This window comes from Pseudomonas sp. R3-57, assembly GCF_051132065.1.
GTDB lineage: Bacteria > Pseudomonadota > Gammaproteobacteria > Pseudomonadales > Pseudomonadaceae > Aquipseudomonas.
Window position 1 is genome coordinate 5,091,323 of the sequence record NZ_CP071655.1, and the last position, 26,874, is coordinate 5,118,196.

At 59.6% G+C, this 26,874-nt stretch carries 29 protein-coding genes; 16 read left to right on the forward strand and 13 right to left on the reverse strand.

The window, feature by feature from the left end; translation table 11 throughout:
- Positions 1-28: 28 nt before the first annotated feature.
- The 4 genes from J3P93_RS22935 to J3P93_RS22950 all read right to left on the reverse strand — a co-directional run bounded on the left by J3P93_RS22935 (position 29) and on the right by J3P93_RS22950 (position 3,369).
- Positions 29-940 (reverse strand): SDR family oxidoreductase, encoded by a 912-nt coding sequence (locus tag J3P93_RS22935; RefSeq protein ID WP_434592233.1) that lies wholly within the window; start codon positions 938-940, stop codon positions 29-31.
- A 158-nt stretch (positions 941-1,098) separates the two neighbouring features.
- Positions 1,099-2,001, reverse strand: a complete 903-nt coding sequence (locus J3P93_RS22940) for an alpha/beta fold hydrolase (protein ID WP_434592236.1) — start codon at positions 1,999-2,001, stop codon at positions 1,099-1,101.
- A complete protein-coding gene (locus J3P93_RS22945) occupies positions 2,001-2,783 on the reverse strand; it encodes a class II aldolase/adducin family protein (protein WP_434592239.1) in 783 nt (260 codons plus the stop codon). The genes J3P93_RS22940 and J3P93_RS22945 overlap by 1 nt, the downstream gene beginning before the upstream one ends.
- Before the next feature lie 130 nt (positions 2,784-2,913).
- Entirely contained in the window at positions 2,914-3,369 is a 456-nt protein-coding gene (locus J3P93_RS22950; protein ID WP_434592242.1) for a flavodoxin, read from the reverse strand.
- 154 nt (positions 3,370-3,523) lie between these two features.
- Between J3P93_RS22950 and J3P93_RS22955 the strand changes: the two genes are divergently transcribed.
- Both J3P93_RS22955 and J3P93_RS22960 read left to right on the forward strand, forming a co-directional pair.
- Positions 3,524-3,982 (forward strand): PAS domain-containing protein, encoded by a 459-nt coding sequence (locus J3P93_RS22955; protein ID WP_434592245.1) that lies wholly within the window; start codon positions 3,524-3,526, stop codon positions 3,980-3,982.
- Positions 3,983-4,054: 72 nt separating this feature from the next.
- Positions 4,055-4,660 (forward strand): hypothetical protein, encoded by a 606-nt coding sequence (locus J3P93_RS22960; protein WP_093104630.1) that lies wholly within the window; start codon positions 4,055-4,057, stop codon positions 4,658-4,660.
- Here the strand turns inward: J3P93_RS22960 and J3P93_RS22965 are convergent, their stop codons facing one another.
- Positions 4,661-5,620 (reverse strand): MerR family transcriptional regulator, encoded by a 960-nt coding sequence (locus J3P93_RS22965; protein WP_434592248.1) that lies wholly within the window; start codon positions 5,618-5,620, stop codon positions 4,661-4,663.
- Between the two features lie 212 nt (positions 5,621-5,832).
- On the opposite strand from J3P93_RS22965, the gene J3P93_RS22970 reads away from it, so the two are divergent.
- The 6 genes from J3P93_RS22970 (at position 5,833) to J3P93_RS22995 (ending at position 8,903) form a co-directional block, all read left to right on the forward strand.
- Positions 5,833-6,402 (forward strand): antibiotic biosynthesis monooxygenase, encoded by a 570-nt coding sequence (locus J3P93_RS22970; RefSeq protein ID WP_434592251.1) that lies wholly within the window; start codon positions 5,833-5,835, stop codon positions 6,400-6,402.
- Between the two features lie 111 nt (positions 6,403-6,513).
- Positions 6,514-7,224, forward strand: coding sequence for a dihydromonapterin reductase (gene folM, locus J3P93_RS22975; protein WP_434592253.1), 711 nt, complete (start codon positions 6,514-6,516; stop codon positions 7,222-7,224).
- Positions 7,225-7,244: 20 nt separating this feature from the next.
- Positions 7,245-7,805, forward strand: a complete 561-nt coding sequence (gene folE / locus J3P93_RS22980) for a GTP cyclohydrolase I FolE (RefSeq protein ID WP_434592256.1) — start codon at positions 7,245-7,247, stop codon at positions 7,803-7,805.
- The gene (folX, locus tag J3P93_RS22985) at positions 7,806-8,177 is read left to right on the forward strand and encodes a dihydroneopterin triphosphate 2'-epimerase (RefSeq protein ID WP_090281808.1); all 372 of its coding nucleotides are present in this window, start codon (positions 7,806-7,808) and stop codon (positions 8,175-8,177) included.
- A 98-nt stretch (positions 8,178-8,275) separates the two neighbouring features.
- Entirely contained in the window at positions 8,276-8,572 is a 297-nt protein-coding gene (locus J3P93_RS22990) for a DUF1244 domain-containing protein (protein WP_434592259.1), read from the forward strand.
- A complete protein-coding gene (locus J3P93_RS22995; protein ID WP_434592262.1) occupies positions 8,565-8,903 on the forward strand; it encodes a HopJ type III effector protein in 339 nt (112 codons plus the stop codon). Before J3P93_RS22990 ends, J3P93_RS22995 begins: the two co-directional genes overlap by 8 nt.
- A 170-nt stretch (positions 8,904-9,073) precedes the next feature.
- Here J3P93_RS22995 and trxB read toward each other — a convergent pair whose 3' ends face one another.
- A complete protein-coding gene (trxB, locus tag J3P93_RS23000; RefSeq protein ID WP_016771656.1) occupies positions 9,074-10,036 on the reverse strand; it encodes a thioredoxin-disulfide reductase in 963 nt (320 codons plus the stop codon).
- A gap of 310 nt (positions 10,037-10,346) precedes the next feature.
- On the opposite strand from trxB, the gene cysZ reads away from it, so the two are divergent.
- Complete coding sequence (gene cysZ, locus J3P93_RS23005) at positions 10,347-11,099, forward strand: sulfate transporter CysZ (RefSeq protein WP_007957203.1); 753 nt, start codon at positions 10,347-10,349, stop codon at positions 11,097-11,099.
- Between the two features lie 40 nt (positions 11,100-11,139).
- On the forward strand, positions 11,140-12,339 hold the full coding sequence (locus J3P93_RS23010; protein ID WP_434592266.1) for a glycosyltransferase family 4 protein: 1,200 nt from the start codon (positions 11,140-11,142) through the stop codon (positions 12,337-12,339).
- 120 nt (positions 12,340-12,459) lie between these two features.
- Here J3P93_RS23010 and J3P93_RS23015 read toward each other — a convergent pair whose 3' ends face one another.
- The 3 genes from J3P93_RS23015 to J3P93_RS23025 all read right to left on the reverse strand — a co-directional run bounded on the left by J3P93_RS23015 (position 12,460) and on the right by J3P93_RS23025 (position 14,811).
- The gene (locus J3P93_RS23015) at positions 12,460-13,563 is read right to left on the reverse strand and encodes an NADH:flavin oxidoreductase (RefSeq protein ID WP_258450483.1); all 1,104 of its coding nucleotides are present in this window, start codon (positions 13,561-13,563) and stop codon (positions 12,460-12,462) included.
- Positions 13,564-13,719: 156 nt separating this feature from the next.
- Complete coding sequence (locus J3P93_RS23020; RefSeq protein WP_434592270.1) at positions 13,720-14,202, reverse strand: glutathione peroxidase; 483 nt, start codon at positions 14,200-14,202, stop codon at positions 13,720-13,722.
- A gap of 123 nt (positions 14,203-14,325) precedes the next feature.
- Positions 14,326-14,811: an FKBP-type peptidyl-prolyl cis-trans isomerase gene (locus tag J3P93_RS23025; protein ID WP_016771661.1), complete on the reverse strand. Its 486-nt coding sequence runs from the start codon at positions 14,809-14,811 to the stop codon at positions 14,326-14,328.
- On the opposite strand from J3P93_RS23025, the gene J3P93_RS23030 reads away from it, so the two are divergent.
- Genes J3P93_RS23030 through J3P93_RS23040 form a run of 3 tightly spaced genes read left to right on the forward strand, consistent with a single transcriptional unit; the run spans position 14,780 to position 18,163 of the window.
- On the forward strand, positions 14,780-15,106 hold the full coding sequence (locus tag J3P93_RS23030; protein WP_203420771.1) for a DUF3565 domain-containing protein: 327 nt from the start codon (positions 14,780-14,782) through the stop codon (positions 15,104-15,106). The genes J3P93_RS23025 and J3P93_RS23030 overlap by 32 nt on opposite strands.
- Before the next feature lie 51 nt (positions 15,107-15,157).
- Entirely contained in the window at positions 15,158-17,257 is a 2,100-nt protein-coding gene (gene pta, locus J3P93_RS23035) for a phosphate acetyltransferase (RefSeq protein WP_434592274.1), read from the forward strand.
- Complete coding sequence (locus J3P93_RS23040; RefSeq protein ID WP_434592277.1) at positions 17,258-18,163, forward strand: acyltransferase; 906 nt, start codon at positions 17,258-17,260, stop codon at positions 18,161-18,163. It abuts the gene before it with no gap.
- Between the two features lie 158 nt (positions 18,164-18,321).
- Here J3P93_RS23040 and cysN read toward each other — a convergent pair whose 3' ends face one another.
- The 4 genes from cysN to J3P93_RS23060 form a co-directional block, all read right to left on the reverse strand.
- Positions 18,322-20,220 carry a sulfate adenylyltransferase subunit CysN gene (gene cysN / locus J3P93_RS23045; protein WP_434592280.1) on the reverse strand — a complete coding sequence of 633 codons (1,899 nt, stop codon included), beginning with the start codon at positions 20,218-20,220 and terminating at the stop codon, positions 18,322-18,324.
- A gap of 53 nt (positions 20,221-20,273) precedes the next feature.
- On the reverse strand, positions 20,274-20,615 hold the full coding sequence (locus tag J3P93_RS23050; RefSeq protein WP_434592282.1) for a four helix bundle protein: 342 nt from the start codon (positions 20,613-20,615) through the stop codon (positions 20,274-20,276).
- Positions 20,616-20,719: 104 nt separating this feature from the next.
- Positions 20,720-21,637, reverse strand: coding sequence for a sulfate adenylyltransferase subunit CysD (gene cysD / locus J3P93_RS23055; RefSeq protein WP_007912374.1), 918 nt, complete (start codon positions 21,635-21,637; stop codon positions 20,720-20,722).
- Positions 21,638-21,886: 249 nt separating this feature from the next.
- Positions 21,887-22,645, reverse strand: coding sequence for a Nif3-like dinuclear metal center hexameric protein (locus tag J3P93_RS23060; protein WP_434592284.1), 759 nt, complete (start codon positions 22,643-22,645; stop codon positions 21,887-21,889).
- 103 nt (positions 22,646-22,748) lie between these two features.
- Between J3P93_RS23060 and algW the strand changes: the two genes are divergently transcribed.
- The 3 genes from algW to J3P93_RS23075 all read left to right on the forward strand — a co-directional run bounded on the left by algW (position 22,749) and on the right by J3P93_RS23075 (position 26,832).
- Positions 22,749-23,906 carry a Do family serine endopeptidase AlgW gene (gene algW, locus J3P93_RS23065; RefSeq protein WP_434592286.1) on the forward strand — a complete coding sequence of 386 codons (1,158 nt, stop codon included), beginning with the start codon at positions 22,749-22,751 and terminating at the stop codon, positions 23,904-23,906.
- An 88-nt stretch (positions 23,907-23,994) separates the two neighbouring features.
- Positions 23,995-26,100: a TonB-dependent siderophore receptor gene (locus J3P93_RS23070; RefSeq protein WP_434592288.1), complete on the forward strand. Its 2,106-nt coding sequence runs from the start codon at positions 23,995-23,997 to the stop codon at positions 26,098-26,100.
- Between the two features lie 12 nt (positions 26,101-26,112).
- Complete coding sequence (locus J3P93_RS23075) at positions 26,113-26,832, forward strand: DUF4198 domain-containing protein (RefSeq protein ID WP_434592291.1); 720 nt, start codon at positions 26,113-26,115, stop codon at positions 26,830-26,832.
- The last annotated feature ends 42 nt before the right edge of the window (positions 26,833-26,874 follow it).

A 26,874-nucleotide genomic window follows, 5' to 3' on the forward strand; every position in this document is an offset into this window, starting at 1 on the left:
GCATCCTCCGCCTGCTCTTCCTCGGTTTTTAAATAGAATACTTCTGCAAATTCGCCATCATCTCCTTCAACGCTTCCATATTGTCCTGCGGATGCGCCGCTCCTTCGAAATCGCAAATCTGCTGCCAGTGCGCCGCCACATCCTCCGGTGAAAACCCCACTCGCGGATCGAACCCGGCACCGAGGCTGCGCTCCCAGCGCACCTTGCCCATCCAGCCGCCACCGACCTCGAACAGCCCGGAGGTTTCCTGGCACTGCTCGCTGGCCAGATACACCACCAACGGGCTGACCAGTTCCGGTTTGAGTTGCTCGAACACTTGCGGCGGGATCAGGCCTTCGGTCATGCGCGTGCCGCCGGTCGGGGCGATGGCGTTGACGAGGATGTTGTTCTTGCGACCTTCAATGGCCAGGGTGCGGGTCAAACCGTAGAGACCGAGTTTGGCCATGCCGTAGTTGGACTGGCCGAAGTTGCCGTAGATGCCGGAGGTCGAGGCGGTGAAGAGCACGCGACCGTAGTTTTGCTCGCGCAAGTGAGGCCAGGCAGCGCGGGTGACTTTATAGGCGCCTTCGACGTGGACGCGGTAAACCAGATCCCAGTCGGCGTCATCCATTTTGTGGAAGGTCTTGTCGCGCAGGATGCCGGCGTTGTTGACCACCACGTCAACGCGGCCGAAGGCATCAAGGGCGTTCTGTACCAGTTTGTCGCCGTCGGTGACCGAGTCGTGGTTGGCTTCGGCGATGCCGCCGGCCGCGCGGATCTCGGCGACGACACGATCGGCCGCGGAGGCATTGGCGCCTTCGCCCTGCGTCGAGCCGCCGAGATCGTTGACCAGCACTTTCGCGCCCTGCCTGGCGAACAGCAATGCGTGGGCGCGTCCCAGGCCACCACCGGCCCCGGTGACGATTACGACTTTATCTTCGAAACGCACAGACTCATTCATCGCGGCAACTCCAACAGAGCAATGGGACATTGAACGGAAGTGTCAGGCACAGCAGTTTGAGTCACAACGAACACGACTACGGCTGAATGGTGCGCGATAAGGCTGGGGGATGATGACAAGCATTGAGGCAGCGAGAGGCAGTATGCCTCCCGGCCCGATCAGGAATATGCGACTTTGCGCGGCGGCAGCGCCAGACGCTGGCGGAATTCCAGGTAATGCTTGAGCACCTGCACCGGCGCTTCGGTCTGCGGGTAATGACCAATCCCCGGCAACAGCACGGTGTCGGCGTTTGGAATCAATTCGCGGTAACGCGCGACCATGTGCGCTCCGGAAATCGGATCGAACTCACCGTCGATCACCCGTAACGGAATCTCATCGCGCTGCATCGCAGTGACCCAACGATCACGCTGCAGCCGTCGCTCTGGGATATAGCTGATCAACTTGTGCATGATGCGTGGCCCGTGATTGCTCTCGATCAGGCTCCAGAAATCATCCAGTTCACTTTCGCTCGGGCCGGTGTGCGGGCCGAAAATCTGCCGAAAGCTCTTTACCAGCGCATCACGGCTGAACGCACGGCCGATTATCCAGCCCAGCGGGCTGAGCAGCAATTTCTGCATAAGCACCGGACGATGGGTCTCGGGAAACAACCCGCCATTGAGAAACACGCAACTGGCGACTTCGATGCGCCCTTCGTAATGCCGCGCCAGCAATTCCTGGGCAACACTGTCGCCGTAGTCATGGGCAAAAATGTGCAGCGGTTGCTCAGCCTGCACATGCGCAAGCAAGGCCTGCTGCAGATCGGCCTGCTCCAGCAGGCTGTAGGTGTGCTTGAGCGGTTTGGCCGAATCGCCGAAACCCAGCATGTCGCAGGCGATCACGCGATAGCGCTGGGCCAGTGGCTGCCAGAGGTAATGCCAATCCCAACTGGCGGTCGGGAAACCGTGAATCAGCAGCAACGGCTCACCCTGCCCCGCCGTCCAGTAGCGAATCGGCTGACCGCGAAAAACAAAGGTCCGGCTGCGCTTGCGCCAGACACACAGAGGAATCTCGGCGAGTGGCATCAGAGTTTATATCCGGGGTCTTGTTGATCGAGTTTGCGCAGCAGCGCCGGCCAGGCCAGCGCACCACCCATGCCTTGAGCGCTTTTGGTGACACCGGCGATCATCGCTTTGGCGCCCGCCAGAATCTGCGGTTCGATGGCGATCAGTTCAGCGCCGCCGGTTTGCGCCATCACCTGAATGTCGCAGGCACGCTGGAAGGTGAACATCATCAGGAAGGTGTCGGCGATGGTGCCGCCACAGGTCAGCAGGCCGTGGTTATGCAGCATGAGGAAATTGCTGTCGCCGAGATCGGCCTGCAGGCGCGCCTTCTCTTCATGGTTCAGCGCCACGCCTTCGTAGGCGTGATAAGCCAGGCTCGACAGCACGAACAGCGATTGCTGGCTGATCGGTAACACGCCCTGCTTTTGCGCTGACACCGCCACTCCGGAAGCGGTGTGGGTGTGCAGCACACACACCACATCGTGGCGCACTTCATGTACGGCGCTGTGGATGGTGTAGCCGGCCGGATTGATCTCGTAAGGGCTGGCCATGAGCTTGTTGCCGGCCTGATCGACTTTCACCAGGCTCGACGCGGTGATCTCATGAAACATCAGACCGAACGGGTTGATCAGGAAGTCTTCGGTGCCTGGGACTTTGGCGGAGATGTGCGTGAAGATCAGGTCGTCCCAGCCATACAGTGCAACCAGCCGATAGCAGGCGGCCAGGTCGACACGGGCCTGCCATTCGGCAGCACTGACCTGGCTTTTGACATCAAGGGACGATGGGACGGGGGCTACGCTCACTGTATGCACCTCTGCGTTCTTGTTGTTCTGCACGTATGCGCAGTCTAGTCAGACGCAGGCGATCGCGTAGTTGCATTGGCAGCCAGCTTGATGACTGATCGAGTCAGCCATGCAAGCTGTGAGGATCCGCTCAGCCCTTGAGCGCTTCGATGAACTGCGCCAGCCACGGCTCGGCATCGGTTTCCGGGGTGACACTTTCGCTGGCGTCGATGCGCAACATGTCCTGCACCTCGTTTACGCCAAGTTCAGCAAACAATTCGCGCAGCTGTTCCCCACCGCCGCAGAACGTGTCGCCGTAACTGGCGTCGCCCAAAGCGATCACCGCACCCGGCAAATCGCGCCAGGCGGCCGGCAACTGATCGCGAAGGGTCGAATACAGCGGTTGCAGGTTGTCGGGCAGCTCACCCATGCCGGTGGTCGAGGTGACGGCGAGAAACGCTTGTGGGCCGAATGCCTGAATGTCGGCAAGCGTGGCGCGCGAGTTGTAGAAGGTTTCAAAACCGGCGGCTTTCAACAGGTTCTGGGCATGACGGGCGACTTCTTCGGCGGTGCCGTAGACCGAACCGGAGAGGATGGCGACTTTCATCAATCTGATCCTGAAAATTGAAAATGAGATCGGCGATAGTAACAGTCCGTCGCGCAAGGCTGCGATTGAATCTCAACTGGCGATAATGATCGGTAGACAGCCGCCAAGGTTCTTCTAGAATGCCAAACGCCAATTACTTACAAGGAATTCAGGGATGATCAATGCCAGTCTGCTGCAAATGGTGATCAACGCTTCCAACGATGGAATCGTCGTAGCGGAAAAGGAAGGCGAGCAGGACAACATTCTCATTTACGTCAATCCGGCGTTCGAGCGTCTGACCGGCTACACCAGCGAGGAGATCCTTTATCAGGACTGCCGTTTTCTCCAGGCCGGTGATCGCGACCAGGAGAGTCTGAGTCTGATTCGTGATGTTCTGCGCGACGGTGGATCGTGTAGGGAGATCCTGCGTAACTATCGCAAGGATGGCACGCCGTTCTGGAATGAACTGTCGCTATCGACAGTGAAGAATGCCGACGATGGCCAGACCTACTTCATCGGTGTGCAGAAAGATGTGACCGTTCAGGTCAAGGCCCAGCAGCGCGTGGCGCAGCTCGAAGCTCAAGTAGCCGAACTGCAGGCAGAGCTCAATTCCTTGAAAGCGACCAACGGTTAAAACAAAACCGCGAACCGATGGTCATTAACTACAATCACCAATGACTTTGTAATTATATCTTTCGAGTTAGCCATGCAGCGCGACGCCCTTCTCACTCAGGATGAGCTGGATTTCATCCAGAAGATGCAGCACAACCCGCAATTAAACGTGCGGGATGCGACGTCTAGTCTGCTGGTTAATGGCGGTTCGCAGATCCGCGACCTGCTCACGCGGCTGGCCGCCCATGAGCAAGTGACCATTCAGGCCAACTTCGAAAACCAGCAGATGACTTTCCCTTTGCATCTGGTGGAAGACGAATTTCATGCGCTGCATCTGCGCCTCGGCGTCCCGAGCATCTACGAAGACGGCCCATCGGTAAGGCCATGGCGATTGGTACTTGAAGAGCCGGTAGCGCTGGAAAACGCCAAAGGACAGCCGGGGACGTTGTGGGTGCACGAGGTGTCGCACAAAGGTGTGTTGCTGGAAGTGCGCAACAAGACCAAACCACCCAAGCATTTCGCGTTGTGGTTCAGCCCTTCCGGATACGAGCGGATTTCACTGCGCGGGCATTTCGAACGGGAAACCGAAAACGGTTTTTATGCCTACGAACTGAGTCAGACCGACAGCGACGAAACCGAACGTCTGCGCCAATTCATTCTGCAGCAACATCGCCTGACTCACCCTGCCTTGCATACCTGATCAGGTATCCAGATTTCCCGCTAGAAATTGCATCATGCGTTGACGCATGTTCGTGCCTTCATTACCCAGACAGGCAACCGAAGATCCGGCCAGACTGTCCTCCGCCAGATCCGCAGCATCCCCGGCCAGCATCAATTGGCAATCAAGGCCCAGCGCCAGACGATTCAGACGCCGTGGCAAATCGGCGCTGGGCGCATGGTTGGAAAACAGCACCAGCGCATCGGGCTTTACTTTTTCGCAAACCAGGGTCAGCTCATCGAACGGCTGGCCGGTGGTCAACACCCGAACCCCGGAATTGTTGCCGCTGAGAAACAGCGCCGCCACCAGCAATTCCAGCTCACGGCATTGACCGGCCAGCGCGCTGACGATCACCCGTCGCGGTAGCGCACCGCGCAGCATGACAATCCGTTGCAGCACCCGCGCACGCAGGAATCCGTCGTAGAACAGCCACTCGCTGGTTTGCCCGAACGCGTCCTGACGTTGCAGCATATGCCGCCACAACGGCATCAGGATGTCCTGGAACGCCACCGCCAAGGCATAAGAAGAGAAGATCTGCCCATAGACACGATCCAGTTGCTGATCATCGAAGGCACTGACGGCCTGCTGGATCTGTTCCTGCCATTGCCGGTAATCAGCCTGAACCAGATCGTCAGGAATGATGTGCGCCAGGGCTTTCAGCGGTTCGGTCTTGGCGAGGATCTTGCCGACCTTGCTGACCGCGACGCCGCGATCGATCCAGTCGACGATACTGCGTACACGCTCGATTTCACTCATCGAGTAGAGCCGATGCCCGCTTTCGGTGCGTGTCGGCTGGATCAATCCATAGCGCCGTTCCCAGGCGCGCAAGGTCACCGGGTTCACGCCAGTGAGCCGAGCGACTTCACGAATGGGGAACAGCTCGGCGCGTTGCAGCGCCTCTGATACCTGCGAAGCAGGGTTTGCGTCCGTGATCACAGGCATAGAACACTTAACTTCCATGTCAGAAATTTGGATCCCATTCTAACGCTTATCCGCCGATCGCGTTCAAGTAGGCAAATGCGACGAATGTCGCTGGTTTAATCGGGAAAAACCGGAATAATCCTTGCTTGATGAAAAGCGCAGCCCTCTACCCCGGCGCTGCGTCAGGCGAACCTCCTACCCGGAGCGACGCGATTGAAATATGGAGATACAAAATGTCTACTTCCCCTGTCACGCTGATGGTTGCCCGTCGCGTCGCCGACGGCCGTTATCAAGACCTGATGACCTGGCTGCGCGAAGGCGAACAACTGGCCACGGACTTTTCCGGTTATCTAGGTTCCGGTGTGCTCGCTCCGCCGCCCGGCGATAACGAATTCCAGATCATCTTCCGCTTTGTCGATGAGCAAACCCTGCATGCCTGGGAGCATTCGGCATCGCGTACGGCATGGTTGAGTCGTGGTAGCGACCTGTTCGCCCACCCTAAAGAACACCGGGTCAGCGGTATCGAAGGCTGGTTCGGCGCTGCCGGACAACGTCCGCCGCGCTGGAAGCAGGCGGTGGCGATCTGGCTGGCGTTTTTCCCGGTGTCGCTGATCTTCAATTTTTTGCTTGGCCCACTGCTGGGCGAAATAAGCTTGCTGCCGCGCGTGCTGATCAGCACCGCGTGCCTGACCCCGCTGATGGTCTACCTGTTTATTCCGCTGTCGACGCGTTTGCTGGCGAACTGGTTGAACAGCACGCCGGCGCGGCGGTTGCCGGCGACACCCTCTACGCAACATCACTGATTCTTTTGTGAGAGCGAGCCTGCTCGCTCACAGGTCTTGGTCTTTGCGGTAATAGGTGTGCGGCTGCGCTCGCTGTTATAGTTTTTGCTTTCCCAGTGTTGCGAGCCGTTCATGCCTGATTCCGCCGCCCCGATTCTCATCACTGGCGCCGCGCAACGCGTGGGTCTGCATTGCGCGCAGCGTTTGCTTGAAGAAGGTCATCGGGTCATTTTCACTTACCGCACTGAACGCCCCGGCGTACAGACCCTGCGCGATCTCGGCGCCATCGGCCTGTTTGCGGACTTCGCCACTGAGGCCGGGATTCTCGCGTTCATCGGTGAACTGAAAAGCCACACCGACAGCCTGCGCGCGATCGTGCACAACGCCTCCGAATGGCTCGCCGAATCGCCTGGCAGCGAGGCTGAAGCCTTCGCACGCATGGTCAATCTGCACATGCTTGCGCCGTACCTGATCAATCTGCACTGCGCCGATCTGCTGCAACGCTCGACGCCCGCCGACATTGTCCACATCAGCGACGATGTCACTCGCAAGGGCAGCCGCAAGCACATCGGCTATTGCGCGAGCAAAGCCGGGCTCGACAGCCTGACCCTGTCTTTCGCGGCGCGCTACGCGCCAGCCATCAAGGTCAACGGCATTGCCCCGGCCCTGCTATTGTTCAATCCCGACGACAACGCGGCGTACCGCGCCAAGGCGCTGGCCAAATCGGCGCTGGGCATCGAGCCCGGCAGCGAGGTGGTCTACCAGAGCCTGCGCTATCTGCTCGACAACCCCTATGTCACCGGTACGACCCTGACCGTCAACGGCGGACGGCACCTTAAATAAGCCGAATCGCGAGGATTTCCATGACCCGCTCACTGCCTGAGAATTACCGTGAAATCCTCCTCGGCCTCGGTGAAAACCCCGATCGCGAAGGCTTGCTCGACACCCCGCTGCGCGCGGCCAAGGCCATGCAATACCTGTGTCATGGTTACGCTCAGAGCGTCGAGGAAATCGTCAACGGCGCGCTGTTTGCGTCCGACACCGACGAAATGATCATCGTCGCCGACATCGAGTTGTATTCGTTGTGCGAACATCACCTGCTGCCCTTCATTGGCAAGGCCCATGTGGCTTATATTCCGACGGGCAAGGTGCTGGGTTTGTCGAAAGTCGCGCGATTGGTGGACATGTTCGCCCGGCGCCTGCAGATTCAGGAAAACCTCACCCGGCAAATCGCCGATGCGGTGCAAGAGGTCACCGGTGCCGCTGGCGTTGCCGTGGTCATCGAGGCCAGACACATGTGCATGATGATGCGCGGTGTCGAGAAACAGAACTCGACAATGAACACCTCGGTCATGCTCGGCGCGCTCCGCGATTCGAACACCACCCGCCAGGAGTTTCTGCAATTGATTGGACGGAGCAAGTAAATGCCACAACTTCAACCGGGAATGGCACGCATCCGGGTCAAGGATCTGCGCTTGCGCACCTTTATCGGGATCAACGAGGACGAAATCCTCAACAAGCAGGATGTGCTGATCAACCTGACCATCCTGTATGCCGCGCAGGAAGCGGTGCGTGACAACGACATCGATCACGCGCTGAATTACCGCACCATCACCAAGGCGATCATCGCCCATGTCGAGGGCAACCGCTTCGCCCTGCTCGAACGCCTGACCCAGGAATTGCTCGATCTGGTGATGACCAACGAGTCGGTGCTGTACGCCGAAGTGGAAGTCGACAAACCCCATGCCCTGCGCTTTGCCGAATCCGTATCGATAACGCTCGCGGCAAGCCGCTGAGCTTCAAGCTTCGAGCTTCAAGCGGTAAGCTAACGGCCAACCCGATCCAACCTTGCAGCTTGAAGCTTGCCGCTCAAAGCTGTCTCGCAGAGACCCCCATGACTGATCAACAACGCCTCGAACTCGAAGCCGCCGCTTTTCGTCGGCTGGTCGCCCATCTGGACAGCCGCAAGGATGTGCAGAACATCGATCTGATGAACCTCGCCGGGTTCTGCCGCAACTGTCTGTCGAAGTGGTACAAGGCCGAAGCCGACGAGCGCCAGATCGAGGTCAGCCTCGACGATGCCCGTGAAGTGGTTTACGGCATGCCCTACACCGAGTGGAAAGCCCAATATCAGCAAGAAGCCAGCGCCGAGCAGCAAGCCGCGTTTGCCAAAGGAAAGACCCATGACTGATCTGAACGCCCTGCGCGCCAGCCTCAACAGCGGCGAACATGCCTTCGCTGACACCCTGGCGTTCATTGCCGCCGGTTACGACTATCAGCCGCAGGCATTCAACAACGGTGGCGTGGAAAACGCCGCCGGGCAGAACGAAGGTTCCTGCAAGACCCTGGGTCTGGCGCTGCTGGAAGGCCTGAGTGATGACGAAGCGCTGCTGGCGTTTGGCGAGCACTACCGCTCGGTGCTGGCGACGCCTGAAGGCAGCGATCACGGCAATATCCGTGCGCTGATCAAGCACGGCCTGGCCGGCGTGAAGTTCACCGCGCAGCCGCTGAGCCGCCGCTGATTCCTGTAGGAGTGAGCCTGCTCGCGATAGCGGTGTATCAGTCGACTCCTGTGTTGACTGGTATACCGCTATCGCGAGCAGGCTCACTCCTACAATGAATTGCGGTGGGGCAGGAAAAACGGACATAAAAAAACCGGCCAATCTCTGGCCGGTTTTTTTGTATCTGCGATTTAGAACGTAGCGTTCTGCAGGCCGTCCAGGTAACGCTCGGTGTCCAGTGCCGCCATGCAGCCGGCGCCGGCCGAGGTGATGGCCTGACGGTAAACGTGGTCTGCCACGTCGCCGGCGGCGAAGATACCTTCGACGCTGGTCGCGGTTGCATTGCCTTCACGGCCGCCCTGCACGACCAGATAACCGTCTTTCAACGTCAACTGGCCTTCGAACAGCGAAGTGTTCGGCGTATGGCCGATCGCGATGAACACGCCGTCGACTTTGATCTCGTCGAAGCTGCCGTCGTTGTTGCGCAGACGCGCACCGGTCACGCCCATGTTGTCGCCCAGCACCTCGTCGAGGTTGGCGTTGAGCTTGAGGATGATCTTGCCTTCGGCCACACGGGCGTTGAGCTTGTCGATCAGGATCTTCTCGGCGCGGAAGGTTTCGCGACGGTGGATCAGGGTCACGGTGCTGGCGATGTTGGCCAGGTACAGCGCTTCCTCAACGGCAGTGTTGCCGCCGCCGACCACGGCGACCGGCTTGTTGCGGTAGAAGAAACCGTCGCAGGTCGCGCAGGCCGACACGCCTTTGCCCATGAACGCTTCTTCCGAAGGCAGGCCCAGGTAGCGAGCGCTGGCGCCGGTGGCGATGATCAGCGCGTCGCAGGTGTAGACGGCGCTGTCGCCGGTCAGGGTGTACGGCTTGGCAGCGAAGTCGACGGCGTTGATGTGATCGAAGACGATCTCGGTTTCAAAACGCTCGGCGTGCTCGCGCATGCGCTCCATCAGCACCGGGCCAGTCAGACCATGGACGTCGCCCGGCCAGTTGTCGACTTCGGTGGTGGTGGTCAGTTGACCGCCGGCCTGCATGCCGGTGATCAGCAGTGGCTTGAGGTTGGCACGGGCCGCGTAGACCGCAGCGCTGTAACCGGCAGGGCCGGAACCGAGAATAATCACTCGCGAATGACGGACTTCAGACATGACCTGCTCCTGTTGACCGGGCCGAAACACTGGCGCGGATCGCCGGACTGCCGGCGGGAATAAAAAAGGACCGTGGACACCTTGGGGAAGGCTTGAACTCGACAGTCCTGTAAAAAGTTGGGTGAAGCGTATCGAGGGGGGCAAGATTAAGGAAATACGGTTTAACAATCCAGCTCATAGGTGGTCTCTATGCCGAAGCGCTGATGTGATGGACGTCTTTGTTACAGTGAATGTCGATCGCTTTGCCGCGCTTTCCCAGTCATGGCAAAGCCGGTAAGGTCGGCGCGTTTTCCCTTGCTCGGAGCACCTTATGCCCGCCCCTGTTCTGTCCGGCCCGCAATACCTGCGCGAAGGCCTCAAACTGGTCCTCAGCCCCAGCTTGCGCCTGTTTGTGCTGCTGCCACTGGCGATCAACCTGGTGCTGTTCGTCGGTTTGATCTATCTGGCAGGCCATCAGTTCAGCCTGTGGGTCGACACGCTGATGCCCTCGTTGCCCGAGTGGCTGAGTTTTCTCAGTTACATTCTCTGGCCTTTGTTTGTGGTACTCGTGGCGCTGATGGTGTTTTTCACCTTCACCATGCTCGCCAACGTGATCGCCGCGCCCTTCAACGGCTTTCTCGCTGAAAAGGTCGAAGTGGTGGTGCGCGGCACCGACGACTTCCCGGCCTTCAGCTGGGGCGAGCTGATCGCAATGATCCCGCGCACCCTTGCCCGAGAAATGCGCAAGCTCGGTTACTTCCTGCCGCGGGCGATCGGCCTGTTCATCCTCTCGTTCATTCCGGTGGTCAACATCGTCGCCGCACCGCTATGGCTGCTGTTCGGCGTGTGGATGATGGCGATCCAGTACATCGACTACCCGGCGGACAACCACAAACTGGGTTGGAACGAGATGCTCGCCTGGCTGCGGCAGAAGCGCTGGCAGAGCATGAGTTTCGGCGGGATCGTCTATCTGGTGCTGCTGATTCCAGTGGTGAATATCCTGATGATGCCGGCCGCTGTGGCCGGGGCAACGTTGTTCTGGGTGCGCGAGCGTGGTGCCGAGAACCTTGTGACGCAGCGCTGACCTCGTCACAAATCCATCATCCGAACGTCACAACGTCGACATGGCCTCAGCCGACACTGGGGTCATGACGACAGCTCTGCATATCACCCTCATTAGCGAAACCTTCCCTCCGGAAATCAACGGCGTGGCCAATACCCTTGGCCGTTTGTGCGATGGCTTGCGCGCCCGCGGGCATCAGGTCGAGCTGGTACGACCACGACAAGCCAATGATCCGCAGCGCAGCGAAGACGAAGCGTTGCTGTTGTGTCGCGGCTGGCCGTTGCCGGGCTATCAGGGATTGCAATGGGGTCAGTCGTCGATGCACAAGCTGCTGCGCCGCTGGAAGCGCCAGCGGCCGGATGTGTTGTACATCGCCACCGAAGGCCCGCTGGGTTTGTCGGCGCTGCGAGCGGCACGGCGATTGGGCATTGCGGTGGTCAGTGGCTTTCACACCAACTTTCAGCAATACACCAGCCAGTACGGCCTTGGCTTGCTGACACGGATGCTCACGCATTATCTGCGCTGGTTTCACAACCGCTCGGCGCTGACGCTGGTGCCCAGTGTCAGCCAGCGGCTGGAACTGGAACGGCGGCATTTCGAGCGCTTGGCGTTGCTGTCGCGGGGCGTGGACAGCCAGTTGTTCCATCCGAGCAAACGGCTGAATGCATTGCGTGAGCAATGGGGATTGTCGGAGCGCGACGTTGCCGTGATTCATGTAGGACGACTCGCGCCGGAGAAGAACCTTGGTCTGCTCAAGCGCTGCTTTGAACAACTCCAGACGACTTATCCACAGCGCAATCTGAAACTGATCATCGTCGGTGACGGACCGCAACGTGCGGCGCTGGAGAAGGATTTGCCCGAGGCGATTTTCTGCGGGGCGCAGCGCGGTGAAGCGTTGGCAGCGCACTATGCGTCAGGCGATGTATTTCTGTTTCCCAGCCTGACCGAGACATTCGGCAACGTGGTGCTTGAAGCACTGGCCTCGGGACTGGGCGTGGTGGCCTATGATCAGGCAGCGGCGGCGCAGCATATTCGCCATGGTTACAACGGCGTCTCGGCAATGCCTGGCGATGAACAGGCGTTTTGCGAGGCGGCGATGTGGTTGCTGGAGGAAAATGAGCGGTTGCGCTGTGTGCGGCTCAATGCGCGACAACATGCGAGTCGCCAGGGTTGGGCGGCGATCATCGAGCAGTTCGAGGGGCATTTGCGCGGGGCTTGTGTGGGGGAGCAGGTGTTGCCTGGGGCTCAGACACTACCCTAGATGTGCATCGAAGCAGATACGCTATCGCGAGCAGGCTCTCTCCTACACGGGGGTTGTGTTGTGAGAACACGATCCCTTGTGGGAGCCAGCCTGCTGGCGATGAGGCCGGTCAGGCGCCGCTTAAACCAGCGTCATCAACGCCTCACGGCTGAACGGCAGAATGTCCTGCTCACGCCCTTCGCGAACCTTTTGCGCCCAGTCCGGGTCGACCAGCAGTGCACGGCCCACCGCCACCAGATCGAATTCTTCTTTGTTCAGGCGCTCCAGCAGGTTTTCCAGACTGGCCGGTTGCGCGACCTTGTCGGTGTTGACCATGAATTGTAAAAACTCGCCATCCAGACCAACACTGCCCACGGTAATGGTCGGTTTGCCGGTGAGCTTGCGCGTCCAGCCGGCCAGGTTCAGGTCGGAGCCGTCGAATTCCGGCTCCCAGAAACGCCGTGTCGAGCAGTGAAAAATATCCACGCCGGCGTCAGACAACGGCTTGAGGAACTCACCCAGCGCCTCCGGTGTTTGCACCAGGCGTGCGGTGTAATCCTGCTGCTTCCACTGCGAAAAACGGAAGATGATCGGGAAGCCCTCGCCGACCGCGGCGCGCACCGCTTGAATCAGCTCAATGGCGAAACGCGAGCGGTTGGCCAGGCTGCCGCCGTATTCGTCAGTGCGCTGGTTGCTGCCTTCCCAGAAAAACTGATCGATCAGGTAACCGTGGGCGCCGTGGATCTCGACGCCGTCCATGCCGATGCTTTGCGCATCTTTAGCGGCTTGGGCGAATGCGGCGATCACATCCTGAATGTCTTGCTTGGTCATGCCGTGCACCACGACCTGACCGTCCTTGAGTTTTTCCGACGGGCCATAGCCTGGCACGCTGGCATCCGGCTCGGTGCCGATGCGGCGCACGCTGCCGACATGCCACAGTTGCGGAACGATCTTGCCACCTTCGGCATGGACAGCATCGACGACTTTTTTCCAGCCGGCCAATGGCGCTTCACCGAAGAACTGCGGCACGTTGGGATAACCGTTGGAGGCGATGTGGCCGACCGTGGTGCCCTCAGTGATGATCAGGCCAACCCCCGCCGCCGCACGGCGACGGTAGTATTCGATGACTTTAGAGTTCGGCACGCCGCCGGGGGAAAACGAGCGGGTCATCGGCGCCATGACCACACGGGTCGGCAGTTCGAGGGCACCTAGATGGAACGGTTTGAACAAGGCTTGAACGGGCATCGAAAGACTCCACGGAAATGATCGACAGGTCATGTATTCATATGACGGCGATAATATGCGCGCGCTGCTTAATGCGATACCACTATTGATCTGAATGATTAAAGGTCAAAAGCCAGGCAAAAAAAATCGCAGCCGCTGGGCTGCGAGATTCACGATTCAGCTCAGCGCTTTCTCGATCGCGACGATCACTGTCGGGTCATCCGGTGCGGTACGCGGCGAGAACCGCGCCAGTACGCGGCCATCCTTGCCGAGCAGGAATTTCTCGAAATTCCAGGTGATGTCGCCAGGAAATTCGGCGCCCTCGCCCGCCAGCAAACGGTACAGCTGATGACGCTCGTGGCCGTTGACTTCGAGCTTGCTCGACAACGGAAAGGTCACGCCATAGTTGAGGTCGCAGAATTCCTGAATCTCTTGCTCCGAGCCCGGTTCCTGTCCAGCAAACTGATTGCACGGCAGGCCCAGCACACTGAAACCCTTGTCTTTGTATTGCTGATAAAGGTTTTCCAGCGCTGCGTACTGAGGGGTCAAGCCGCATTTGGAGGCGACGTTGACCACCAGCACGACTTGGCCCTTGAACGGCGCCAGCGGTAGCTCCTGACCATTCAGGGCTGTCAACTTAAGGTCGTGAAAAGCACTCATGACGAACTCCAGAATTCCGATGTTCTACTCGAAACAGCCACTTGGCGTGACCACCAAGGACAGCCGCGGACTAAAAAGGCGCCCGCAGGCGCCTCTCCAGTACTCAAAGCTTAGCGCAGAAAATCAGTGGTGATGGCCACCTTCGCCATGAACGTGACCATGAGCGATTTCTTCCTGGCTGGCGTCACGGATGTCGACGATCTTCACTTCGAAGTTCAGACGCTGGCCGGCCAACGGGTGGTTGCCGTCGACGGTCACGTCGTCGCCGTCGAGGTCACGGATGGTCACGATCTGCATCTGGCCGTCCGGCGCCGAAGCGTGGAACTGCATGCCGACTTCCAGCTCGTCGACGCCTTCGAACATGCTGCGGCTCAGGGTGCTGACCAGCTCGGCGGCGTATTCGCCGTAAGCGTCTTCCGGCTCAACGGCTACTTTCAGCTCGTCGCCGACAGCCTTGCCTTCCAGGGCTTTTTCCAGGCCCGGGATGATGTTGCCTGCGCCTTGCAGGTAAACCAGCGGAGCGCCGCCGGCGGAGCTGTCGATGACCTCACCAGCGTCGTTGGTCAGGGTATAGTCGATGGAGACAGCCTTATTGGCGGCGATCAGCATGGGGCGAGACCTTTTGCATAAGAATATAGAAAGGCCAAGTTTAGCGAAGCAATCGCACGAAAGCGAACACAACCCGGACAAACGGGTTTCGACGATCACAGGCTTTCATCAGGACGAAGAGGGTCATTGGGTGGTCGAACTTTCCTGTGGCCACACCCAGCACCTGCGTCACCAGCCGCCGTGGCAATCGCGGGCGTGGGTGCTCGACCCGGCGCAACGTATTGAAAAAACAGGTCAACCTTTTGCCTGTGGCTGGTGCGCACAAGGCGCAGTTAGCGATAACCTTGGCGACTGAATTTCGGTAGTCGGCCAGCCATAGGCGGACACCCTTGCATAGAGAATTCCCATGCAAACTTTTTTTATCGCCCCCACCGATTTTGGCGTGGGTCTGACCTCCATCAGCCTCGGGCTGGTGCGTACGCTTGAGCGCGCCGGGCTGAAAGTCGGTTTCTTCAAACCGATCGCTCAGCCGCATCCGGGCGACACCGGCCCGGAACGTTCCACCGAGCTGGTGGCGCGCACCCATGGTCTGAAACCGCCGCAACCCTTGGGCCTGGCGCACGTCGAGCGGATGCTCGGTGACGGCCAGCTCGACGAACTGCTCGAAGAAATCATTACCCTGTATCAACAGGCGGCGGTCGGCAAAGACGTGCTGGTCGTTGAGGGCATGGTGCCGACCCGCAGCGCCAGTTATGCCGCGCGGGTCAATCTGCACCTGGCCAAGAGTCTCGACGCCGAGGTGATTCTGGTCTCGGCACCGGAAAACGAAGTGCTGGCCGAATTGTCCGGCCGCGTCGAGTTGCAAGCGCAATTGTTCGGTGGTCCGAAAGACCCGAAAGTGCTCGGCGTGATCCTCAACAAGGTCAAGACCGACGAGAGCATGGAGGCCTTTGCTGCTCGCCTGAAAGAGCACTCGCCGTTGCTGCGCAGTGGCGATTTCCGCTTGCTCGGCTGCATCCCGTTCCAACCGGAACTCAACGCACCACGCACCCGCGACGTCGCCGATCTGATGGGCTCGCAAGTGCTCAATGCCGGCGACTACGAAACCCGGCGCATGAGCAACATCATCATTTGCGCGCGGACCATGCGCAACACCGTCGAGCTGCTCAAGCCCGGCGTGCTGGTGGTGACTCCCGGCGATCGCGACGACATCATCCTTGCCGTCAGCCTCGCGGCGATCAACGGCGTGCCGCTGGCCGGGCTGCTGCTGACCAGCGACACCCTGCCCGATCCGCGCATCATGGATCTGTGCCGTGGCGCATTGCAGGCCGGCCTGCCCGTGCTGTCGGTGAGCACCGGCTCCTACGACACCGCCAACCTGCTGAATGGCCTGAACAAGGAAATCCCCATCGACGACCGCGAGCGCGCCGAGATCATCACCGATTTCGTCGCCAGCCATCTCGACGCCAACTGGCTGCACCAGCGTTGCGGCACGCCGCGCGAAATGCGTCTGTCGCCGGCAGTGTTCCGCTATCAGCTGATTCAACGCGCGCAAGCGGCCAACAAGCGCATCGTCCTGCCCGAAGGCAGCGAGCCGTTTACCGTGCAAGCGGCGGCGATCTGTCAGGAACGCGGCATTGCCCGTTGCGTGTTGCTGGCGAAGCCTGCAGATGTCGAAGCGGTAGCGCGCGCGCAAGGCATCGTCTTGCCAGCCGGGCTGGAGATTCTTGATCCGGACCTGATTCGCGAGCGCTACGTGGAACCGATGGTGGCCCTGCGCAAGACCAAGAGCCTTAACGCGCCGATGGCCGAGCAGCAGCTGGAAGACACCGTGGTGATCGGCACCATGATGCTTGCGCTGGACGAAGTCGACGGCCTGGTGTCCGGGGTGATCAACACCACCGCCAATACCATTCGCCCGGCGCTGCAACTGATCAAGACTGCGCCGGGCTGCACCTTGGTGTCGTCGGTGTTTTTCATGCTGTTTCCGGAAGAAGTGCTGGTTTACGGCGACTGCGTGATGAACCCGCATCCGAGCGCCAGCGAACTGGCCGAGATCGCCCTGCAGAGCGCTGACTCCGCCGCGGCGTTCGGCATCACGCCGCGCGTGGCGATGATCAGCTACTCCAGCGGTGAATCGGCCAGCGGCGAAGAAGTCGAGAAAGTCCGCGAAGCCACGCTGCTCGCCCATGAGCAGCAGCATTCGCTACTGATCGACGGCCCGCTGCAATATGACGCCGCTGCCAACCAGGATGTCGCCCGCCAGTTGGCGCCGAACAGTCAGGTTGCCGGGCGCGCCACGGTGTTTGTGTTCCCGGATCTGAACACCGGCAACACCACGCACAAAGCGGTGCAGCGCAGCGCCGATTGCGTGAGTCTCGGGCCAATGCTGCAAGGCCTGCGCAAACCGGTGAACGATCTGCCGCGCGGCGCGCAAGTCGATGACATCGTCTACACCATCGCGCTCACCGCGATTCAAGCCGCCAACCGACCTATGGATGTGTAAATGCTGGATTTTCTCCCTGCACCCGTGCGCGGCGTGATCGCCTCGCTGCTGTTGGCGCTCAATACGATTCTGCTGTGCTCGTTTCTGTTCTGCGTGGCGCTGGTCAAGGCATTGCCGTTCGCCCTGACGCAACGCATCGCCGGTTGGCTGATGAGCCACACCCACGAGGCCTGGATCAGCAACAACAAGGGCTGGATGAATCTGGTCCGGCGCACCCGCTGGCACATCAGCGGCCTGCAAGGTCTGGATTATCAGCACTCATATCTGATCACCAGCAACCACCAGAGCTGGGTCGATATTCTGGTGCTGCAATACGTGCTCAACCGCAGGATTCAACCGCTGAAATTCTTCCTCAAGCAGGAACTGATCTGGGTCCCGGTGATCGGTCTGGCGTGGTGGGCGCTGGGCTTTCCGTTCATGAAGCGCTACTCCAAAGCCTACCTGGCCAAGCACCCGGAGAAGAAAGGCAAAGACCTGGAAACCACGCGCAAGACCTGCGCGAAATTCCGCAATAATCCGGTGGGCATTTTCAACTTCGTCGAAGGCACGCGCTTCACCGAAGGCAAGCATGCGCAGCAACAGTCACCGTTCAAATACCTGCTCAAGCCAAAGGCCGGCGGGATCGCCTTTGTGCTGGACGCGATGGGCGAGCAACTGGAGTCGATCGTCAACGTGACCATCCACTACCCCGCCGGACGCCCGGGGTTCTGGGACCTGCTCAGTGGCAATGTGCGCGATGTGGTGGTGCACTTTGAAGAGCTGAAAATCCCACCGGCCTTCATCGGCAAGAACTACGACCAGGATGGCGAGTACCGATTGCAGTTTCAGGGCTGGATCAATCAACTGTGGCTGGACAAGGATGCGTTGCTGGAGCAACTGCACCGCGAACACCCCGACCGCCGTTAACCCTGTGGGAGCCAGCCTGCTGGCGATAGCGGTGGATTGATCGTTCCCACGCGGAGCGTGGGAACCATCACCAAGAACAAAAAAAGCCCGCCGATGATCACTCACTGGCGGGCTTTTTCTTGCAGCTTCAAGCTAAAAGCTTGCCGCTGTTTTTTTGCTTAGATCGCGCCGCGTTTACGCAGCAGCTCCAGCACTTGCTTGACGCTGTCTTCCAGACTCAGCGACTGCGTGTCGATCACCAGATCGGCGTTCAACGGCACATCATACGGAAAGGATTCGCCCGGGATGTTGTCGCCGCCAGCAGCGTACAGACCTTGCGGATCACGCTCGGCACACACACTCGGCGAGGCCTGCACGTAGACCGTCAGCAGACGCTCCTTGCCAATCAGCTCCCTGGCCTGCTCGCGACCTTCGGCGCTTGGCGCAACGAACGCGGCCAGGGTCAGCAAACCCGCTTCGTTGAACTGACGCGCCACATGCGCGGCACGCCGCCAGTTCTCGGTACGGCCGGCGCGGTCCTGTGGCAGACCTTTATTCAGGTCCTGCCGCAGGCTCTGCCCATCCAGCACGAACACCGCCCGGCCCATGTCGAACAGCTTGCGCTCGACCGCATACGCCAGGGTGCTCTTGCCCGCGCCCGACAGGCCACTGAACAACACCGTGGCCGGTTGCTGGCCAAAGCGCTGGGCACGTTCTTCGGTGGCGACATGCGCCAGTTTGCCGTGGTGCGTGGCGGTGCCATGGGTCACCGGTTGGGCAACGATCATGCCGGCGCCGACGGTGCCGTTGGTCAATCGATCAATGACGATGAACGCGCCGGTGGTGCGATTGCTGTCGTAACCGTCGAGGGCGATCGGTGCGTCGAGCGCGACCTTGACCTTGCCGATTTCGTTGAGCTGCAAGGCGCTCGCCGGGCCTTCTTCCAGGGTATTCACGTCGACCTTGTTGACGATGCTGGCAATCGAGCCCGGCACGTAACTGGTGGCGCGCTTGATGTCGTATTTCTTGCCCGGCAGCATCGGCTCTTCCGCCATCCACACCAGCATCGCTTCGAAGCTGTCGGTGACCGGTGGCACGTTGTCGGCATGCACGAGCAGGTCGCCCCGGGAAATGTCGATTTCGTCTTCCATGGTCAGCGTTACGGCCTGACCTGGGCCTGCGTGTTCCAGCTCACCTTCGAAAGTGACGATGGATTTGACCCGGCTGCTCTTGCCCGACGGCAACACGACGACTTCGTCGCCCTTGTGCACGATGCCGCTGGCCAGCGTACCGGCGAAACCACGGAAGTTCAGGTTTGGACGGTTGACGTACTGCACGGGGAAACGCAGATCGCTGAAATTGCGATCGCCCGCGACTTCCACGGTCTCGAGGATCTCCATCAGCGACTGACCGGTGTACCACGGCGAGCGCTCGGACTTGTTCACCACGTTGTCGCCCTTGAGGGCCGACATCGGCACGAAGTGCATGCTGGTCGGCTTCATCTTCAAGCCTTCAGCGAACTTCAGGTAGTCAGCCTTGATCGACTCGAACACGCCTTCGTCGAAGTCTTTCAAGTCCATCTTGTTGATGGCGACGACGATGTGCTTGATGCCCAGCAGCGATGCAATGAAGCTGTGGCGACGGGTCTGGGTCTGCACGCCGTAACGCGCGTCGACCAGAATGATCGCCAGGTCACAGGTGGACGCACCGGTGGCCATGTTGCGGGTGTACTGCTCATGGCCGGGGGTGTCGGCGATGATGAATTTGCGTTTGGCAGTCGAGAAATAGCGATACGCGACATCAATGGTGATGCCCTGCTCGCGCTCGGCCTGCAGGCCGTCGACCAGCAGCGCTAGGTCGATGTCGTCACCGGTGGTGCCGACTTTCTTCGAGTCACGGGTGATCGCTTCAAGGTGATCTTCGTAGATCATTTTCGAGTCGTGAAGCAGGCGCCCGATCAGGGTGCTCTTGCCGTCATCGACGTTACCGCAGGTCAAAAAGCGCAGCAGCTCTTTACGTTCGTGCTGGCCCAGGTAGGCGAGGATGTCCTCGCTGATCAAATCAGAAGCATGGCTCATTGCATTCAAGCTCCAAGCTGTAGGCTTCAAGCGGCAAGCTTGTCGGCGTACAGCTAGTCAGAAATTTTGTTGATCAACCCAACCAGCATCCTAGAAAGCTCTCGGGTCTCCATAATCCAATTTTCAGCCAGTGGTTCTGCGATGTAAGCGATATCTCGGCCTATCAGGATCTGGGTGCGCAGCTCTCCACAAGAAGCTTTCGCAATCCAAAGAAAATGAACCTTTTCTTTGCAACTCCGACGCTCCATGCCTTCAGCAATATTGGAAGGCACCGAAAGTGCAGAACGGGTGATCTGATCCCTGAATCCAAAATCCCCGCACCGCGCAAACTCTTTGAAAATCCTCACCGCCAGACATTTGCTTCGCTGCCATACAACCAGTCTCTCGAAATCCATTACGAGTCATCCGATTCCGGCTCGCAGCAACCGGCCGCAAGCGCCAAACTGCAAAGTTACGCATACAGCTTTTAACTTGCAGCTTGCCGCTTGTAACTCGAAGCTTAAAAGTACCCTTGACGTTTTTTGTCTTCCATCGAGCCTGCGCCATCGTGGTCGATGACCCGGCCCTGGCGCTCGGAAGTTCGCGTCAGGAGCATTTCCTGAATGATGTCCGTGAGGCTTTCGGCCTCGGACTCCACCGCGCCCGTCAACGGGTAGCAGCCAAGGGTGCGGAACCGCACTTTCTTTTTGACGATGCGCGCCTTGTCCTCATCGGACAGGTGCTCGAGGATGCGCTCGTCGTCGATCATGATCAGCGTGCCGTTCTTCTCGATGACTTCGCGCTCGGCGGCAAAGTACAGCGGCACGATCGGAATGCCTTCGAGATAGATGTACTGCCAGATGTCCAGTTCGGTCCAGTTCGACAACGGGAATACACGGATGGATTCGCCCTTGTTGACCTTGCCGTTGTAGACGTTCCACAGTTCCGGACGCTGGTTTTTCGGGTCCCAGCGGTGCTTGCTGTCACGGAACGAGTACACGCGCTCTTTGGCGCGCGATTTCTCTTCATCGCGACGGGCACCACCGAAGGCTGCGTCGAAACCATGCTTGTCGAGGGCCTGTTTCAGACCTTCGGTTTTCATGATGTCGGTGTGCTTGGCGCTGCCGTGGGTGAACGGGTTGATGTTCTGCGCCACGCCATCGGGGTTGATATGGGTGATGAGGTCCAGGCCCAGTTCTTCGACCATCTTGTCGCGGAACTTGTACATTTCCTGGAATTTCCAGCGGGTGTCGACGTGCATCACCGGAAACGGCAGTTTGCCCGGGAAGAACGCCTTGCGTGCCAGGTGCAGCATCACGGCGGAGTCTTTACCGATGGAGTACAGCATCACCGGGTTGTCGAACTCGGCGGCCACCTCGCGGATGATGTGGATGCTTTCCGCCTCCAGCTGTTTCAGATGCGTCAGTTTGTCGACCATGGCTACTCACGAAAGCTTTCTTATGAACGGCCAGCGGGCCGTGTTCGAGCGGGGAATCCTAGCACAGCGACCTCTTCTAATCAGGACGCCTACTAGAACGAAAGGGCATATGAATATGCCCACTCGTTTGGGCGGCGAGCCCCTTGTAGGAATGAGCCTGCTCGCGATAGCGGTGAGTCAGTCACCGCTATGCTGGATATGAAAAGCTATCGCGAGCAGGCTCACTCCTACAGGGGTAACGCGATCATGTCAGATCGGATTCGGGCAATCGATGAAGATGTGTTCGAGGGCGAAACGTTTCGCCAGATAATCGCCCAACGCCTGTACACCGTAGCGTTCGGTGGCGTGGTGGCCGGCGGCGATGAAGCTGATGTCGTTTTCGCGGGCACTGTGAAAAGTCTGTTCGGAGGCCTCACCGCTGATGAACAGATCGACGCCTGCAGCGACGCCCTGATCGATGTAACCCTGGCCGCCACCGGTGCACCAGCCGACCCGACGAATCATCCCGCTGCCTTCTATCAACAACGGCTCACGACCCATCACCTCTTGAACCTTGCGGGCGAAATCCCGCGCCGTCATTGGCTCGTTCAGCGAGCCGACCAGACCGACGACTTTCGGATTACCCGGGTCCAGCGGCCCCTCGACAGTGATGTCGAGCTGCCGCGCCAACTGCACGTTATTGCCGACGTCCGGGTGCAGATCCAGCGGCAAGTGATAGGCGAGCAAACTGATGTCGTGCTTGAGCAGGGTTTTCAATCGACGCTGCTTCATCCCGGTGATGCAGGGATTTTCGCCTTTCCAGAAATAACCGTGATGCACCAGGATCAGATCCGCCTCGGCCTCGACGGCGGCATCGAGCAACGCCTGGCTGGCGGTGACGCCGCTGACGATGCGCATCACTTGCGGACGACCTTCAACCTGTAAACCGTTGGGGCAATAATCGGCGATTTTTGCACTGGCCAGGTAACGGTCGGCTTCTTCGACGAGGGTGCTGAGGGCAACGGCCATGAAAGACTCCTAAATATCCCGTTCAGAGGCGCGCGCGGCCTCGTATAATGCGCGACATTATGGGCGGTCTGACCCCGCCTGCAACTTTTCCAGGACGTGCTTAATGCTCAAGGCGCTGCGTTTTTTTGGCTGGCCGCTGCTGGCCGGTGTGCTTATCGCTCTGCTGATCATTCAGCGTTACCCCGAGTGGGTCGGGCTGCCGAGCCTCGACGTCAACCTGCAACAGGCTCCGCAGACCACCAGCGTGCAGCAGGGGCCGGTGTCCTACGCCAACGCGGTATCCATCGCCGCACCGTCGGTGGTCAATCTCTACACCACCAAGGTCATCAACAAACCGGCGCATCCGCTGTTCGAGGATCCGCAGTTCCGACGCTTCTTCGGTGACAACTCGCCGAAACAGAAACGCATGGAATCGAGCCTCGGTTCCGGCGTAATCATGAGCCCGGAAGGCTACATCCTGACCAACAACCACGTCACCAGCGGCGCCGACCAGATTGTCGTGGCGCTCAAGGACGGCCGCGAAACCCTCGCCCGCGTGATCGGCAGCGACCCGGAAACCGATCTCGCGGTATTGAAGATCGATCTGAAAAACCTGCCGGCGATCACCGTCGGTCGCTCCGACAACATTCGCATCGGTGACGTCGCGCTGGCCATCGGCAACCCGTTCGGCGTCGGCCAGACCGTGACCATGGGCATCATCAGCGCCACCGGGCGTAACCAGTTGGGCCTGAACAACTACGAAGACTTCATTCAGACCGACGCGGCGATCAACCCGGGCAACTCCGGCGGCGCACTGGTGGATGCCAACGGCAACCTCACCGGCATCAACACCGCGATCTTTTCCAAATCCGGCGGCTCGCAGGGCATCGGTTTTGCGATTCCGGTGAAGCTGGCGATGGAAGTGATGAAGTCGATCATCGAGCACGGTCAGGTCATTCGTGGCTGGCTGGGCATCGAAGTGCAGCCGCTGACTCAGGAACTGGCCGAATCGTTTGGCTTGTCCGGGCGCCCGGGCATTGTGGTTGCGGGGATTTTCCGTGACGGTCCGGCGCAGAAAGCAGGCCTGCAACTGGGCGATGTGATTCTGAGTATCGATGGCGAGCCGGCCGGCGATGGCCGCCGTTCGATGAATCAGGTGGCGCGGATCAAGCCGACTGACAAGGTGACGATTCTGGTGATGCGCAACGGGAAAGAGCTGAAGCTCACCGCTGAAATCGGCCTGCGCCCGCCACCGGCACCGGTGAAAGAAAAAGAAGGGTAAAAGTTTATTCGCGCCAATGGCGCGAATAACAGACATTCTCAAAAGGCATGTTATATTGTTTCAATTCTGACAATTGGAACAACATAACATGTCGTCTCGCAAAAAGGCCTCGCTGCTCGGCCTGACCCTTGGTTTGCTCTGCGATCCCGCTTTTGCCGATGAGCCGCAGCCGGTCGAGCTCGAAGCGATCAGTGTCGTCTCCGACTATGAATCGGCTACCGGCCCCGTCAAAGGCTACCGCGCAACGCGCTCATCCAGCGCGACCAAAACCGACACCGCGATCCGCGATATCCCGCAAGCCATCAGCGTCGTTCCCGCCAGTGTGCTCAAGGATCTGGGCAGCACCAGCGTCGAGCGGGCGCTGGATTTTGCCGGCGGCGTGTCGAAGCAGAACAACTTCGGTGGCCTGACGCTTTACGAATACAGCGTGCGCGGCTTCACCACATCGGAGTTTTACAAGGACGGTTTCAGCGCCAACCGCGGCTACCCAAGCACACCGGACGCCGCCAATATCGAGCGTATCGAAGTGCTCAAAGGCCCCGCCGCCAGCCTGTATGGCCGGGGCGATCCGGGCGGCACGGTGAACATCGTTACGAAAAAGCCGCAGCCCGAAGCGTTTACGACCCTGCAGACCAGCGCCGGTAGCTGGGATCGTTATCGCACCGCGCTGGACGTCAACACCCCACTCGACGAGCAGGGCGATGTGCTGTCGCGAATCAACCTCGCGGTCGAAGACAACCATAGCTTCCGCGATCACGTTGACAGCAAACGCGTGTTTGTTGCGCCCTCGATCAGTTGGCAACTGAGCCCGGACACCTCGTTGCTGGTAGAGAGCGAAATCGTCCGGCACAGCTCGACCTTCGATCGCGGCATCGTTGCGCCGAACAACAAATGGAGCGGTGTCTCGCGCTCGACCTTCCTCGGCGAACCTGACGACGGCAACATCGACAACCACAACAACCTGCTGCAGGCGACCCTTGAGCATCACCTGAACGACAACTGGAAACTGCGTCTGGCCAGTCATTACAAGGAAGGCGAACTTTGGGGCGATGCCTCGGAACAACGGGCGCTGAACGCCGACGGCCACACCGTCAACCGCCGCTATCGCGAGCGCGACACCAACTGGCACGACAGCATCACGCAACTGGAATTGCGCGGCCTGTTCGACCTCGGCCCGTGGCAGCACGAGTTGCTGCTCGGTACCGAGTACGAAAACTTTCGCAAGAACGAACGCGTCACCACCCTCGCTGGCGGCCCCTACGCCATCGACATCTACAACCCGGTCTACGGCCAAGCAAAACCCAGCGGCGCACGCTCGGGCACCGACTTCTTCGAACAGGTCGAAAGCCATGCGCTGAATGCGCAGGACCAGATCATTGTCACTGATAAGCTGCGTGGGATGATCGGCGCGCGCTTCGAACATTTCGATCAGCACATCGACGATCACAGCCGCAACGCGACCAGCAAGCAGCGTCATGACGCCCTCACCCAGCGCGCCGGCCTGCTCTATCAACTGATGCCAGGCACCGGCCTGTTTGCCAACGCCTCGACCTCGTTCAAACCGAACAACGGCCTCGACGCCGCCGGCAAATCATTCGACCCGGAAGAAGGCGTCGGCTACGAGATCGGTATCAAGAACGAACTGTTCGACGAACGCGTGAGCAGCACCCTCGCCTTCTTTCACATCGACAAGGAAAACGTTCTCGCCCTCGACCCGGCCACCGACACCAGTCGCGCCATGGGCAAGGCGCGCAGCCAGGGCTTCGACTGGCAAGTGACCGGCCAGGTGACCGATGCGGTGCGGGTCATCGGCGCGTTCGCCTACATCGATGCCGAAGTGACCAAGGGCGACGCGACGATCCCCACCGGCAGCCGCATCCTCGGCGTGGCCAAACGCAGTGGCAGCCTGCTCGGCGTGTATGAGTTTCAGGATGGCCATTTGCGCGGCTCGGACCTTGGCGCAGCGTTCACCTATGTCGGCGACCGCTCGGGCGAATCCGGCAGCGATTTCGAATTGCCGGCCTATCACACCGTCGACCTGCTGGCCCATTACAAGGCCAGCGACAACGTCACGGTTGGCCTGAACCTGAACAACCTCTTCGACGAAAAGTATTACGAGCGCTCCTACAGCAACTACTGGGTCAACCCCGGCGAGCCGCGCAATTTCACCGTCAGCCTGACACTCAACCTGTAAAAGGACGTAACCATGCAACACGGCAAAACCCTCGTACTGATCGCCGCCCTGTTCGCCGGGCAAGTTTCGGCCCATGGTCTGTGGACAGAAGAACGGCGCGGCAACATCGAAGTGGTCTACGGTCATGGCGCCGAAGACAACGCCTTCAAAGCGCAAAAGATCAGCGGTGCCTGGGCCTATGACGCCGCCGGCAAGATGATTCCGGTCAGCGTCGAGCGCCTGGCGGATCACGCACGCCTGAAACCGTTGAAGTCACCCGCGGTGATGGCCGTGGCTCTGAACAATGGCATGTGGTCGCAGACTGCGGATAAGAAGTGGGTCAATGAAGGACGCAGCAAAGTACCGGGTGCCATCGAGGCGACCCAGACCTTCAAGTACAGCCTGGCGATTTACCAGCCCGGCGCGAAGCTGCCGAAGCTCGAGCAGATCAAGTTGCTGATTGTGCCCGAGGTTGATCCGCTGACGGTCGGACCGGGGAATTCGCTGCCGGTGCGCGTATTGCTCGATGGCAAACCGGCGGCGGGGGTGAAGTTGTATGGTGACTATCGCAGTTCACCAAACACGTTGAGTACCGAGACCGACAAGGATGGCCGTGCACAATTGCTGGTGAGGAATGAGGGGCTGAATGTGATTGCGGCGCAGGTTGAGGTGCCGGTGAAAGGGAGTGCGGATGTGGATAGCCGAGGGTTGTTCAGTTCGCTGACTTTCTTGGGCGAGCCGCATCACGAATAAAGCACACCCTCACCCCAGCCCTCTCCCAGAGGGAGAGGGAGC